Origin of the sequence: Geminicoccus sp., from assembly GCF_035556675.1 — a bacterium.
In the GTDB taxonomy this organism is placed as follows: domain Bacteria; phylum Pseudomonadota; class Alphaproteobacteria; order Geminicoccales; family Geminicoccaceae; genus Geminicoccus.
The window spans coordinates 1-13050 of record NZ_DATMFZ010000055.1 but is presented as its reverse complement, the minus strand read 5'-3'; the positions used below and the strand labels follow the sequence as shown (position 1 = coordinate 13050).

Sequence of the window (13050 nt, the reverse complement as noted above, 5' to 3'; positions counted from 1 at the left end):
GGGTCGTGCACCTGGAGGAAGGCGAAGGTGGTGCCTGCGGTGGCGAGGCGGACCGGGCTCGCCACCTCCGCCTCGGTCAGGCCCACCGCGGCCGCCAGAGGCTCGGCCTGGACGGTGCCGGCCAGTGCCGGCGGCAGCGGTGCGCGCAGGGTGGCGAGACCATCGGCGATCCGCACCGGCACCGGCCCCGCCGCCAGGTCCAGGACCGCCTGGCCAGCACCTCCGGTGGTCGGGAGCCGGCCCAGCTCGGCCAGCAGCACGGTGGTGCCGATGACCGGATGGCCGGCAAAGCGGATCTCCGCGCCGGGGGTGAAGATCCGGACGGAGAACAGCGCCTCGTCGCGCTCCGGCGGGAACAGGAACAGGGTCTCGGAGAGGTTGAACTCGCGCGCGATCAGCTGCATGCGCTGCTCGTCGAGGCCGGCGGCATCCGGCAGGACCGCCAACTGATTGCCGGCGAGCCTCGTCTGGGTGAACACGTCCAGCAGATGATAGCGGTAGTCGGTCATCGGGCGATCCTCGTCGGTCGTGAGCCTATTTCAGAGCGGCAGATGGTGCAGGGCCAGGAAGGCCAGGAGCGAACTGCCCAGCGCCACGATGAACTGGCCCGACCAGCGCATCACGGCAAAGCCCACCAGCGCTCCACCCCAGCCGGCCGGGCCGGCACTCCATACGGCCGGCGCCACCAGGGCCGCGAACACCGCACCCGGCACATGGCCGAACCAGGCTTCCAGGAAGGGGCCTGGCCGGAACCGCCGGATCAGGAGGAAGCCGCCGATCCGGGTGGCATAGGTGGCCAAGCCCATCAGCATGATGGCCAGCACGCCCTCAAGCCCGGCGGACATGCAGCCAAGCTCCCAGCAGCGAGCCGGCGAGCGCGCCGGCCAGGATGTACCAGGTGCCCGGCAGCAGCGCCTTGACCATCAGCGCCACGGCGGCGGCCACCAGCCATGGGACCAGATCGCCCCCGCCCCGCCAGAACCCTGCCAGCAGCACGACGAAGAAGCCGGTGATCAGCCAGGCGAACAGGGCCGGGTCGATGTTCCCGGTGAGGTTGCCCATGCCATGGCCGGCAAGGCCTGCCGACAGCCAGGCCAGCCAGAGCGCTGCCCCGGCACCCATCAGAAAGGCCGCGTCGGCATGGCCCTGCCGCCGGTCCGCGACGGCGACACCCCAGGATTCATCGGTCATCAGGTAGAGCGACAACCAGGTCCGTAACCGCCCCACTCCCTCGAACCATGGGGCCACCGTCGCACCCATCAGCAGATGACGGAGATTGATCACCAGCACGGCGATCACCATGGTCGCGATCGGCAGCGGCTCCTGCCAGAGTTCCAGAGCGACCAGCTGCGAGGCGCCGGCGAAGATCAGCATGCAGCTGAGCCCCACCTCCAGCAGCGACATACCCTTCTCGGCCGCAGCCACTCCGTAGACCAGGCCGAACGCGACGGCAGCTGGCAGGATCGGCAACACGCCCAGTGCTCCCCGCCGCAGACCGAAGGTGCTGAACGGGGTGGGTGAAACTCGGGAGCCGATCATGTAGTGATACATTCCCCGCTCATCGCACGGCTCATGATTCAATACCGAGCCGCTATCATCGAATTGACTCGATGCCCGAGTCAATCCGATGATCCATTCATGACGATCCAACGCAGTGACATCACCGACCAGGGCCGCCCTGCCTATCGTGCCATCGCCGATGCGCTGGAGCGTGCCATCGGGGTCGGCGACTTCAGCCCCGGTGAGCGCCTGCCGCCGGTGCGTGATCTGGCCAAGAAGCTGGGCGTCACGGTCGGCACGGTGAACCGGGCCTATGTCCTGGCGCAGAGCCGCGGCCTGCTGACCGGCGAGGTCGGGCGCGGCACGTTCGTGCTCGGCCGGCCCGACCGGCAGAGCCGGATCCGGATCGCCGCACAGGACGCGGCCAACGTGTCCGACCTGGTGGTGAACCAGCCGCCCGGGGTGCTCTCCGACGAGGAGGTCTCGGCCAGCGCCGCCAAGGCGCTCGCTACCGGTGGCGGCGACCTGCTCGGCCGCTACCCGCCGACGGCGGGTCTCGAGCGGCATCGCGCAGCGCTGGCGCGCTGGGTCAGTCGGATCGGCATGCCGGCCACGGCCGATCAGGTGCTGGTCACCGCCGGCGTCCATTCCGCAATCGCCGCCACCTGCCTGGCCTGCCTGCGTCCCGGCGACACGATCCTGGTCGACCAGCTCACCTATCCAGGTGCCCGCGACCTGCTGGGCAGCCTGAAGTTCCGGGTGGAGCCGGTCGCCACCGACGATGCGGGTGCGCTGCCCGACAGTTTGGCGGCGGCGGCGCGTGTCCATGGCGGGCGGGCCTTCCTCACCTGCCCCACCCTGCACAATCCGACCGCGGTCACCATGCCGGATGACCGGCGCCGCCAGATCGCCCAGGTGATCGAGCAGAACGACCTGCTGCTGATCGAGGACGACATCTACGGTCACCTGCCGAGCGTGCGCCCGGAGCCGATCGCGGTGCACCTGCCCGACCGTGCGGTGCTGGTCAGCGGCCTGTCCAAGTGCCTGGCACCGGGTTTGCGGCTCGGTTACATCGTGGCCCCCCTCGACCGGGTGGGGTCGATCACCACCGCCCTGCACGATCTCCTGGTGGCCGCGTCGCCCTTGCCGGCAGCATTGTTCAGCTACTGGCTCGATACCGGGCAGGCCGACGAGGTCCTGGGCCGGATCCGTGCCGCGATCGCGCGCCGCCGCGAGATCACGGGCGACCTGCTGGGCATGGCGCCGCCCGAAGGCAGCCCGCATCTTTGGCTACCGCTCCCGCCGGCCTGGAGTGCCAGCCGGCTGATCGAGGAAGCGATGCACCAGGGCATCTACCTGCCGCGTAGCGATGTGTTCCAGGTCGGCCGCACGGCGCCACCGCCCAAGGCGATCCGTATCGCCCTGGGCTCCGTGCCGGGGGAGGCGGAGCTGGCCCTGGCGCTCGGCCGGCTGCGCGCCCTGCTCGACCAACCGCCGCCGCGGACGGCACCGGTCATCTGAAACAGCAGACCAGCCGCAGCTCGATGGTCCGGCCCGGATCGGCCCCGGCCTGACCCCACTGGAATCCGGCCGAGAACCGGGCGGCCACGTGGTCGGCCGGCAGGCCGGCCTGGACCAGCCGGTCCACGAGCTGGCTGATGCGCATCAGCGAGAGCTGCCAGCCGGAGAGATCGACCCCCGATGGCCCGGCCGCCTGGGCAGCGTGCCCCTGGATCAGCACCTGCCAGCGCCGCTCCGCCGGAATCTGCCCCACCGCGGCCGACAGGCCTTCGATCGCCTGGACGAGCTGCTGGGTCTCGTCGGATCCCAGATCCGCCGAGCCGGGTGCGAAGGTCACCGTGGCGGCGAAGACCTGTGCCGGCGGTGCCTCGTCTCCGGCCGGTGCTGCCAGCACTTGGTTGAAATCGGCGACACTGGCTGCCCGGTAGCGTGCCTGCGTCTCGGCAGCCTCGGCCCGGGCGCGTTCCGCCTCCAGGGTCAGTTCGCCGATGCGCTGGTCGCGCTCCCCGAGGTTGCCGTACAGGACCGCAATCCAGGCGGTTCCGCCGGCCAGCAGCACGGCCAGGAGCGCTCCCGCCAGCAGCGCCGGGGGTGGCAGCCGCCTCGGCAGCCCGGTGCCTAGCGGATCGGCCGGACGACCGGGGGCCCGGCGCTTGCGCAGCAGCCGGTCGAACGACCACGGGTTGGCCAACGGGTCGACCCGTGGCGGTGTCACCGGGTGCTCGGCCGGCGGCTCGTCCCGGTCGAGATCGACGCTGTCGGCGTCGTAGCGCAGCCGCCGGGAGGGATCGCGCAGCACCTCGTAGGCATCCAGCACCCGTTGGAACGCCGCCGGGTCGCCCTTGCCCCCGGCATGGTCCGGATGCAGCAGCTTCGCACGCTCGTTGAACGCCCGCCGGATCTCGTCCGCTGTCGCGGTCACTGGCAGGCCGAGCGCGGCGTAGTAGCCGCGCGGGTCACCTCGGCGGATCATGGGATCGTGGGTATGACGGTCATGCCCCAGGCGCTTGCCGATTGGCCAGCCACTCGTCAAGCTGCGGGCGTACGTGCGGGCGGATATCCGGGAAGCGGATCGAGTGGACCAGCGCAGGCAGACGGCTGCCAAGCCGACGGGAAGCGGTCGCGGGACCAGACAGCCCAGGCCGCGGGATTTTCAGCGCAGCCGCCTGTATCGCTGGGAGAACGAGCACGTCCTGCCGCTGGATGGCCAGCCGATGCCGTTGGAGGCGTGCCGGGCGCTCGTGGCAGCGGTATTCGCCCGCCGGCTCGGCCCGGAGGCCCTGCCGCCGCGGGTGGAGGATGGACGGGGGCGCCGCCATGCGGCCGGCTCGCGTGACGTGATCAAGCTGCCCCGCTGGGCCAGGACCCGCCCGGTGGTACTGCACGAATGCGCCCACGGCCTGGCGACGGATGGCCACGGTCCGGACTTCGTCCGCGCCTATGTCGAGCTCCTCGTGGAGTTCGCGGGCTCCGATCGTGCCATGCTGGAAGCCAGCCTGTCCGCAGCGGGCCTTCAGGTGACGCCGGCAGACCAGCCCCTGCACCAGCCAGCGCCAAGGCAGCCACGCGTGACGGTCGGACGGGACCTCGGTGCACGCCTGATGGCTATCGGCGTCTGCAGCATGGAACAGCTGCGCGCGCTCGGTTCTGTCGCAGTCTGGGTCCGGCTGAAGCGGTGCTTCGGCAGTGCTGTCGGCGAGGCCAGCCTCCTGTCGCTGGTCGCCCTGGAGCAGGGCCGGCCGGTGGCGGAGCTGGACGGGCGCACCCGGGCGCGCATCCGGTTCGAGGCGCTGGGCCAGCTGCTGGTCGCACGGGCACGTGGCGTGTGGATGGACCGGCCGAACCGGCCGCGCGCTCCGCGCTAGTTGATGATCGGGCCGCTCGCGGGCTCGACCGGGATCAGGTGATCGACACCACCGTCCTGCAAGGTGCTGACCCGGCCCGCCTTGAGCGGCGGTCGGGCGAGCTCCACCAAGCGCCTGGGAGCCGGAACCGACGCACGGTCCAGCTGCCGGGCGGCGGGCGAGGCCAGCCGGTCCAGCTCGTCGCGCGGCCCCTCCTCGGACCCCGACGACTTGCCCCACAGGGCTGCGGTGACCAGCGAGGTGGAGACCAGCTGGTTGGTCAGGACACCCAGCGGCTCGGCACCCGGCGCAGCTGCCGGCCGGACGCCGAACTGACCCGCAGCAACGCCCGGCGGCGCGGTCGCCGCGACCAGTGCCGCCGAAGGGACCGGATCAATCGGCACGATCGCGTCCCGGTCGGTACCCTCGGGTTCGGGCATGGGACCGGACTGGGTCATGCGCGGGCTGGGCTCGACCTTCACCGGGGGAGCGGAGTCGCCGGACGCGGCATCATCCTGCGTCACCCAGCTGCTGAACAGCTCCAGGAGCGTGCGCGGCTGCTGGCCCGGATCCGGGTCGGGCGCCACAGTGGGCACGCCGTGATCGGTCACCTTAACGGTCGACGATCCCTGCCCCGCCGGCACGTCGGCGCGCAGCCGCTCCAGACTGCCGGCGGCGCCCAAGGTCTGTGACATCATGAGCACGCCCAGACAGCACGTCGCCAGCCCGGCCGACAGCCATTGGCGCGGCATCAGCAACCGGTCAGCGGAATCTTCGGGACGCTGCGACAATCTGGGGCTCGGACTCGGGGTGATTGGGTTACCAATACTTAATCCCTTTTCAACTGACCGCAACAGATTGTTGGGCCACTGCGGCACGCGGCAGTCACTCAGCTGCGGATCCTCGTGTTGTCCGGATCATACCAGGGACCCAGCTGTGCCTGGACCGGCACTCGCTCCCAGGCGATCTCAACCTCGAGAGGATGGTCTGCCAGCCAGTTCGTATCGATCGGGACGTCGGCCGCGACATAGCCCATGCCCAGCGACTCCTCGAGCCGGTGGCCGTACATGCCGGAGGTGACCGCACCCACGATCCGGTCGCCCGACCAGATCGGCTCCTCGTGGTGCAGCAGCCGGGCGGGATCGGCGAGCTTCAGCTGCACCAGCCGGCGATGCGGCCGGCCTTGCGCACGCAATCGCGCCAGGGCCGCCTGACCGATGAAGCCGCCGGGCTTGTCCCAGGCGACGCAGAAGCCGAGGCCGGCCTCCAGTGGCGTGTCGTCGACCCCGATATCGTGCCCCCAGTGCCGGTAGCCCTTCTCCATGCGCAGGGCATTCATTGCATGGTAGCCGGCGAGCCGCAGGCCCAGCCCCTCGCCTTCGGCCAGGAGCACGTCGAACAGATGGGTGGCGAACTCCGCCGGAACGTAGAGCTCGTAGCCGAGCTCGCCCACATAGGTCAGCCGGATCGCCCGCACCCTGGCGAAGCCCAGTTCCAGCTCGCGCGAGGTGGCGAACGGGAAGGCGGCGTTGTCCAGTTCCTCGCCGCTCAGCCGCTCCAGCAGGGTGCGGCTGTTGGGACCCATCAGCCCGAACATCAGCAGGCCCGAGGTGATGTCGACGGCATGGCAGCGCGCATCCTCGGGCAGATGACGCCGGAGCCAAGCGAAGTCGCGAGCCTGGGCTGCCGCGGCGGTGACCAGCATGAAGCTGGTCTCGGCCGTCCGGGTGACGGTGAGGTCGCTCTCGATCCCGCCCCGCTCGTTCAGCCACTGGGTATAGACCACGCGGCCGACCGGCACGTCGATGTCGTTGCAGCAGATCCGGTTCAGCACCCTCACGGCGTCGGTGCCCTGCACCAGGAACTTCGCGAACGAGCTCTGGTCGAACAGGCCCACGGCGTCACGAACCGCCCGGCATTCCTCGCCCACCGGCTCGTGCCAGTTCTGCCGGCCCCAGGAATAGCGGTAGTGCCGCTCCGTCCCCTCGGGTGCGAACCAGTTCGGCCGCTCCCAGCCCGCCACCTCGCCGAACACGGCCCCTCGTGCCGCCAGCCGGTCGTGACAGGGTGAGCGCCGGGCACCGCGCGCCGTTTCCATCTGCCGGTAGGGCCAGTGCATCGCGTAGAGCAGGCCCAGCGTCTCGGTGGTTCGCTCGCGGAGATAGTGCCGCCCGGACTGGAAGGGCTGCATCCGCCGGACGTCCACGTCGATCAGGTCGGCCGGCATGGCGCGGTCGCGGATCCACTCGGCCAGCACCTTGCCTGCTCCGCCCGAGCTCTGGATGCCGATCGAGTTGAAGCCGCAGGCGACGAACAGGTCCAGAACCTCCGGCGTCTCGCCCAGGAGGTAGCGGTCGTCCGGCGTGAAGCTCTCCGGGCCGTTGAAGAAGGTGTGGATCCCGGCGGTCTCCAGGGCAGGCAGCCGCGCCATGGCGGCCTCCAGGATCGGCTGGAAATGGTCGATGTCCTCGGGCAGCTGGTCGAAGCAGAAATCCTCGGGGATCCCAGTCATCCCCCAGGGCTTGGCCACCGGCTCGAAGCAGCCCAACAGGATCTTGCCGGCATCCTCCTTATAATAGGCGCACTCGTCCGGGACGCGCAGCACTGGCAGGTTCTGCGGCAGGCCGGTGATCTGATCGGTGACGACGTAGAAATGCTCGGCCGCGTGCAGTGGCAAGGACACGCCGATCTTGCGACCGAGCTCGCGCGACCACATGCCGGCGGCGATCACGACCGTGCCGGCGCGAATCTCCTGCCCGTCTGCGGTGCGCACGCCCACTGCCCGTCCGCCTGTCACCAGGATCGTGTCGACCGGGCAGTTCTCCACGATCCGCGCGCCGCGCTGCCGGGCACCACGGGCGAAGGCCTGGGTCACGCCCACCGGGTCGGCCTGGCCGTCCTTGGGCAGGAACACGCCGCCCACCGCGCCGTCGAGGTTGAGCAGCGGGTACATCGCCCGTACGTCCTCGACCGTGAGCAGCTCCGCTGCCAAGCCGAAGTTCTTGGCCATGGAGGCGCCGCGCTTCAGCTCCTCGAACCGCTCGCCGTTCAGTGCCAGCGAGATCGAGCCGTTCTGTCTGAATCCGGTGGCGTGACCGGTCTCGCGCTCCAGCTCGAACAGGAGATCGGAAGTGTACTTGGCGAGTTCGGTCATCACCCGGGTGGCGCGGAGCTGGCCGATCAGCCCTGCGGCGTGCCAGGTCGTGCCGCAGGTGAGCTGGCGACGCTCCAGGAGCAGCGTGTCGGTGATGCCGAGCCTAGCCAAGTGGTAGCTGATCGAGCAGCCGATCACGCCGCCGCCGATGACGATCACGTCGGTCCTGGAAGGCAGATGCTGAGCCATCGCTGCGCCCTGTCGCTGTTCCGCCTGTCTGTCTAGCCCGCACCGGTGCCGGGCGCGAAGCGACAGAGGCGACCAGCTTCGCCGCGCAGAGGCAAGTCCGGCCGTAGCGCCCCAAGCTTCAGGTCAGGTCGACCGGCCGGGCGAGCGGCAGCGGGGCGTCGGCCGGGCGCGTGGGCGGCCGGGTCCAGGGCTGCGCCTTGTACCAGTCGACGACCCGAGCCGTGGCCAGCAGCACCAGGAGGCCCGCCAGGTTCAGCAGCGGCACGACCACCGGCCCGCCGCCTGAGCGGTGCAGGACGATGCCCAGCACCTGTGCTGTCACCAGGCCCGCCAGGAACACGGCGAGCGACTGGCGGCCGATCAGGACGCAGCCGCGCACCACCGTCCCGCCCAGCCGGCTGCCCGCCGGCCCGACCAGCCAGCAGGCGAGATAGGCCAACGCCAGGAAGTGCACGAAGCGCAGCAGGCCGAAGCGGGTCTTGTCGGTGAGCGGCAGGATGAGGTCGCGCACTGCCTCGAGAACCGGCTGACCACGGACGAGCGGCAGCCAGGAGAACGGCACCGCCAGGGCGATGACCGCCAGGGCCGCCAGTGCCAGGGTGGCGCTGCGCGGCGGTGCCGGCAGCCAGCCGCGCACCAGGGCAAAGCCGGTGAAGAAGACGAGCTGCCAGCCGAAGGGGTCGAAGAACCACTGCCGCGTCATCCAGGGATCCGCGGGAAGTGCGGTCAGCCGCGCCTGCGCCAGGCACCAGAGCAGGACCATCGCCGTCAGCGCGGCACCTTTTCCGTACAGCCGCTCCAGTCCCAGCATCAGCGGGATCAGCACCAGGATCACCAGGTACATCGGCAGGATGTCGAAATAGTTGGGCACATAGGTCAGGCTCATGAGCCCGAGGATCCCGCTGCCGGGGTCGGCCAGGAAGCGGTGGAGCTGGAGGAGTCTGGTATAGGCATCGGTGCCGAACAGGTGGTCGGCGGCCACCATCAGGCCCAGCACGGCGATGAACACCCCGATCTGCGCCCACCAGATCTGCCAGACCCTGAGCCCGATCCTGAGCGTGCCGACCGTCCAGCCATGCCGGTCGAACACTCGGGCGAATGCGTAGGCGGACGCCATGCCGGAGCAGAACACGAAGATCTCGGTGGCGTCGGAGAAGCCGAAGCGGGCGGGGATCCAGTTGATCCAGGCATTGCCTGGGATGTGGGCGATCAGGATGATGCACATCCCGATGCCACGGAAGAAGTCGAGCCGCAGATCGCGCTCGCGGCGCCGATGACTCTGACCGTCCACCAACACCCCCGGCTGGCCGGCGGGCCGCCCCCCATATGGCCGGCCCGTTCCCCGCTCCGGCCGGCTACACGGGCGGCGGGTCGCTGTCCACGCCGGGTACCGGAGCGGCCGCGCCCGACGGCGGCACCGCAGTGGCGCCGACGATCAGCCGGGCGCCACGCTGGAAGGTGACATAGTCCCACAGCCAGTTGATCGCGACCATCAGGCGGTTGCGCCAGCTGATCAGGAAATAGATGTGCGCCACGCCCCATACCAGCCAGGCGAAGTAGCCGCTCAGGCGGATCCGGCCGAAATCGACCACCGCGGCGCGGCGGCCGATCGTGGCGAGGTTGCCGGCATGGCGGTAGTGAAACGGTGGCGGCTCGGCCGCCTCGCCCAAAAGAAAGCGCAGGCGGCGGGCGACGTGGCGGCCCATCTGCTTGGCCGCCGGGGCGATTCCGGGCACCAAGCCTCCGGCTGTCCATGGCACGGCCGCGGCATCGCCGATCACGAACACGCCCGGGCGTCCGGGCACTTCGAGATTCTGGTCCACCGCCACCCGGCCTGCCCGGTCCGCCGGCACCTCCAGCCAGCGCGCCACCGGGGAGGCCTGCACGCCCGCTGCCCAGATCACCGAGCCGGCCGGAATGTGCAGGCCGGCAGCGGACACCCCGCTCTCGTCGATCGTGGTCACCTGATGGTTGAGAAGCAGCTCCACGCCCAGCCCCGCCAGGGCCCGTTCGGTCCTGGCCGACAGCTCTGCGGGAAATGCTCCGAGCACGCGGTCACTGCCCTCGATCAGCACCACCCGGGCATCGGCCGGACCGACCCGCCGGAAGTCGCGGGCCAGCGCGTAGCGGGTGAGTTCGGCGATGGCGCCGGCCATCTCCACCCCGGTGGGGCCGCCCCCCACCACCACGAAGGTCAGCAGCCGGCGCCTCGTGGCCGGATCGTCGGCCAGCTCGGCCTGCTCCAGCCTGGTCAGGATCCGCTCGCGGATCTGGGTCGCGTCGGCGATGCGCTTGAGGCCCGGGGCCAGCTCCTCCCACTCGTCATGGCCGAAATAGGCATGGCGGGCGCCGGTGGCGAGCACCAGCCAGTCATAGCCCAGGCGTCGTCCGTCGCTCAGGACGACCTGATGCGCCGCATGGTCCACTGCGATGGCCTGACCCAGCTGCACTTCAACGTTCGCCTGCCGGCGCAGGATGCTGCGGATCGGCCAGGCGATGTCCGCGGGCGACAGGGCGGCGGTCGCGACTTGGTAGAGCAGCGGCTGGAAGAGATGGTAGTTGCGCCGGTCGACCAGGGTGATGCGCAGCGGGGCACCAGCCAGTGCCTGGACGCAGCTCAACCCGCCGAACCCGGCGCCGACCACGATCAGGTGTTGTGCACCATCCTGTCCCGCACCTGCCATGCTCCTGTCCTGTCCCTCGAATGTCGCTCTATAGCTGCCTTGCCTGGGAGGCCGGCCATCAGTCAGGCGGTCGCCTGCAGCAGTGCCTGCACCTTCGCGTGCAGCATGTCGAACGAGAACGGCTTGACCAGGAGCTCGGTGCCCTCGCCCAGATGCCGCTCCTGCCGTGCGCCGGCATAGCCGGTGATGAACAGGACGGCGAGGCCGGGCCGGCTCGCCCGGGCGATCTCGGCCAGTTGCCGGCCATTCGGGATTCCGGGCAGGCCCACATCGGTCAGCAGCAGGTCGACCCGACGCCGCTCGGACAGGATCGCCAGGGCCTCGCGGCCATCGGCAGCCTGCAGCGCATGATAGCCGGCCTCGGCCAGCCGCTCGACGGTCACCCGCCGGATCGCCTCGTCGTCCTCGACCAGGAGCAGAATCCGGCCGGTCTCGTCCATCGTGGTGGCCGGCTGGACGGTCTCGGCGGCAACGGCCGGGGCGCCCTCGTGGCGTGGCAGGTAGATCCTGATGGAGGTTCCCTGGCCGGGTGTGCTGGTCGTGCGCAGGAGGCCGCCCGACTGGTGGACGAAGCCGTAGATCTGGCTGAGGCCGAGCCCGGTCCCCTGGCCAATGGGCTTGGTGGTGAAGAACGGCTCGAACGCGTGCGCCAGCACTTCCGGCGGCATGCCCACACCGTTGTCGGCGACCGCGATCTCGACGAAGGCGCCGGGTGGCGGATCGTCGCGCTCGGTCAGGTCGGCCGCCGTCAGGCTCACCTCCGCGACGCTGATCAGGATCCGCCCGCCGCCCGGCATTGCGTCACGCGCGTTGATGCACAGGTTGAGCAACGCGCTCTCGAGCTGGTTGGCGTCGCACAGCACCAGGCCTATCTGGCCCTGCAGACCGATCTCGATCTGCACCTCCGGGCCGACCGAGCGGCGGATGAAGTCCTTCATGCCGCGCACCAGCTCGGCTACATCGGTCGGCCGGGGCTGCAGGGTCTGGCGCCTGGCGAACGCGAGGAGGCGATGGGTGAGGTTGGCGGCCCGCTCGATCGCCTCGCGCGCGCCGTTCAGGTAGCGGTCCACCTCGTCGATGCGCCCCTGGGCGATCCGACGCCGCACCATCTCCAGGCTGCCGGAGATGCCCTGGAGCATGTTGTTGAAGTCGTGGGCGATGCCGCCGGTGAGCTGGCCCACCGCCTCCATCTTCTGCGCCTGGCGCAGGGCCTCCTCGTTGGCCCGCAATTCGCGGGTCCGTTCGGCGACCTGCTGCTCTAGGGTCGCGTTCAGCTCGTAGAGTGCCTGCTCCGCCCGTTTCTGCTCGGTGATGTCGTGGCCCTGGACGAAAATGCCGATCACGCTGCCCGACGCGTCGCGCACCGGCTGGTAGATCAGGTCCAGGAAATGCTCAGACGAGGACAGGCGGTCCGGTGCCGCCAGGACGACGCGCACGCCCTGACCGATGAACGGCTCGCCCGTGGCGAACACCCGCTCCAGCACCTCGAAATGGCCCTGGCTGCCGATCTCCGGCAGCACTTCACGCATGGTCTTGCCGAGCACCGGGCGGTTGACCAGGCGGAGATAGGCCGCGTTGGCCAGCTCGAATGCATGGTCCGGACCGCGCAGCAGCGCCATGAAACTGGGGGCCTGCTCGAACATCTCGCGTAGGTGGCTGCGCTCGGCGTCGAGCGCCTGGTTGGCGATCTGCACCGCCTCGGCGCGCCGCAGCACTCCTTCGGTGATGTGTATGGATGCGGCGGTACCGGCGGTACGCAGCCGGTGGAGTTCGGTGACATCCACCGTGTGCTGGAGCACGAACGCCACTTCACCCCGGTCGTCGAACATCGGGGTTTGGGTGGCGCTCCAGTAACGCTCCTCCAGCGTGCCGTCCGGCCGGGCGATCGCGTAGTAGATCAGCGGCAGGTGGTCGACGATCTTCTCGCTCACGACCCGAGCCAAGGACGCCCTCAGTGCCCGACCGCCCGGCCCGTCCGGATCACTCGGGAAGGCTTCGAACATGTTGCGGCCGACCAGCTGGTCACGCTCACGCATGGTGACGCGCAGATAGGCGTCGTTCATGCCGACGATGTCGAAGTTGCGGTCCAGGATGACGTACGGATTGGGCGAGGCGTTGAACAGCCCGGCCAGATCCACGGTACTCAAAGCGGGTGCAC

General features: G+C 70.0%; 11 protein-coding genes. 2 read left to right on the top strand and 9 right to left on the bottom strand.

Annotated elements, in window-relative coordinates; genetic code table 11:
- The 3 genes from VNS22_RS04265 to VNS22_RS04255 form a co-directional block, all read right to left on the bottom strand.
- Positions 1-509: PhzF family phenazine biosynthesis isomerase (locus VNS22_RS04265; protein WP_325729946.1), on the bottom strand; the 509-nt coding region annotated here is incomplete at its 3' end.
- 30 nt (positions 510-539) lie between these two features.
- A complete protein-coding gene (locus VNS22_RS04260; protein WP_325729944.1) occupies positions 540-845 on the bottom strand; it encodes an AzlD family protein in 306 nt (101 codons plus the stop codon).
- A complete protein-coding gene (locus tag VNS22_RS04255) occupies positions 829-1539 on the bottom strand; it encodes an AzlC family ABC transporter permease (RefSeq protein ID WP_325729941.1) in 711 nt (236 codons plus the stop codon). The genes VNS22_RS04260 and VNS22_RS04255 overlap by 17 nt, the downstream gene beginning before the upstream one ends.
- Before the next feature lie 99 nt (positions 1540-1638).
- On the opposite strand from VNS22_RS04255, the gene VNS22_RS04250 reads away from it, so the two are divergent.
- On the top strand, positions 1639-3021 hold the full coding sequence (locus VNS22_RS04250) for a PLP-dependent aminotransferase family protein (protein WP_325729939.1): 1383 nt from the start codon (positions 1639-1641) through the stop codon (positions 3019-3021).
- Here the strand turns inward: VNS22_RS04250 and VNS22_RS04245 are convergent.
- Positions 3014-3994, bottom strand: a complete 981-nt coding sequence (locus VNS22_RS04245) for a DnaJ domain-containing protein (RefSeq protein ID WP_325729937.1) — start codon at positions 3992-3994, stop codon at positions 3014-3016. The two genes, VNS22_RS04250 and VNS22_RS04245, sit on opposite strands and share 8 nt — an antisense overlap.
- A gap of 241 nt (positions 3995-4235) precedes the next feature.
- Here VNS22_RS04245 and VNS22_RS04240 point away from each other — a divergent pair, with 241 nt between their 5' ends.
- Positions 4236-4886 (top strand): TfoX/Sxy family DNA transformation protein, encoded by a 651-nt coding sequence (locus tag VNS22_RS04240; protein ID WP_325729935.1) that lies wholly within the window; start codon positions 4236-4238, stop codon positions 4884-4886.
- On the opposite strand, the gene VNS22_RS04235 is transcribed toward VNS22_RS04240, so the two are convergent.
- From VNS22_RS04235 to VNS22_RS04215, 5 genes are all read right to left on the bottom strand, one after another.
- Positions 4883-5560 carry a hypothetical protein gene (locus VNS22_RS04235; RefSeq protein ID WP_325729933.1) on the bottom strand — a complete coding sequence of 226 codons (678 nt, stop codon included), beginning with the start codon at positions 5558-5560 and terminating at the stop codon, positions 4883-4885. The genes VNS22_RS04240 and VNS22_RS04235 overlap by 4 nt on opposite strands.
- Positions 5561-5754: 194 nt before the next feature.
- Positions 5755-8208 carry an FAD-dependent oxidoreductase gene (locus VNS22_RS04230; protein WP_325729931.1) on the bottom strand — a complete coding sequence of 818 codons (2454 nt, stop codon included), beginning with the start codon at positions 8206-8208 and terminating at the stop codon, positions 5755-5757.
- A 118-nt stretch (positions 8209-8326) separates the two neighbouring features.
- Positions 8327-9499, bottom strand: coding sequence for an OpgC domain-containing protein (locus tag VNS22_RS04225; protein WP_325729929.1), 1173 nt, complete (start codon positions 9497-9499; stop codon positions 8327-8329).
- Between the two features lie 64 nt (positions 9500-9563).
- Positions 9564-10892, bottom strand: coding sequence for an NAD(P)/FAD-dependent oxidoreductase (locus tag VNS22_RS04220; RefSeq protein WP_325729927.1), 1329 nt, complete (start codon positions 10890-10892; stop codon positions 9564-9566).
- Positions 10893-10954: 62 nt separating this feature from the next.
- Positions 10955-13050: PAS domain-containing protein (locus VNS22_RS04215; protein ID WP_325729926.1), on the bottom strand; the 2096-nt coding region annotated here is incomplete at its 5' end.

Coding starts and splice junctions, on each gene's coding strand:
- VNS22_RS04260 (WP_325729944.1), bottom strand. CDS start 845: ATGTCCGCCGGGCTTGAGGGCGTGCTGGCCATCATGCTGATGGGCTTG.
- VNS22_RS04255 (WP_325729941.1), bottom strand. CDS start 1,539: ATGATCGGCTCCCGAGTTTCACCCACCCCGTTCAGCACCTTCGGTCTG.
- VNS22_RS04250 (WP_325729939.1), top strand. CDS start 1,639: ATGACGATCCAACGCAGTGACATCACCGACCAGGGCCGCCCTGCCTAT.
- VNS22_RS04245 (WP_325729937.1), bottom strand. CDS start 3,994: ATGATCCGCCGAGGTGACCCGCGCGGCTACTACGCCGCGCTCGGCCTG.
- VNS22_RS04240 (WP_325729935.1), top strand. CDS start 4,236: ATGCCGTTGGAGGCGTGCCGGGCGCTCGTGGCAGCGGTATTCGCCCGC.
- VNS22_RS04235 (WP_325729933.1), bottom strand. CDS start 5,560: ATGTCACAGACCTTGGGCGCCGCCGGCAGTCTGGAGCGGCTGCGCGCC.
- VNS22_RS04230 (WP_325729931.1), bottom strand. CDS start 8,208: ATGGCTCAGCATCTGCCTTCCAGGACCGACGTGATCGTCATCGGCGGC.
- VNS22_RS04220 (WP_325729927.1), bottom strand. CDS start 10,892: ATGGCAGGTGCGGGACAGGATGGTGCACAACACCTGATCGTGGTCGGC.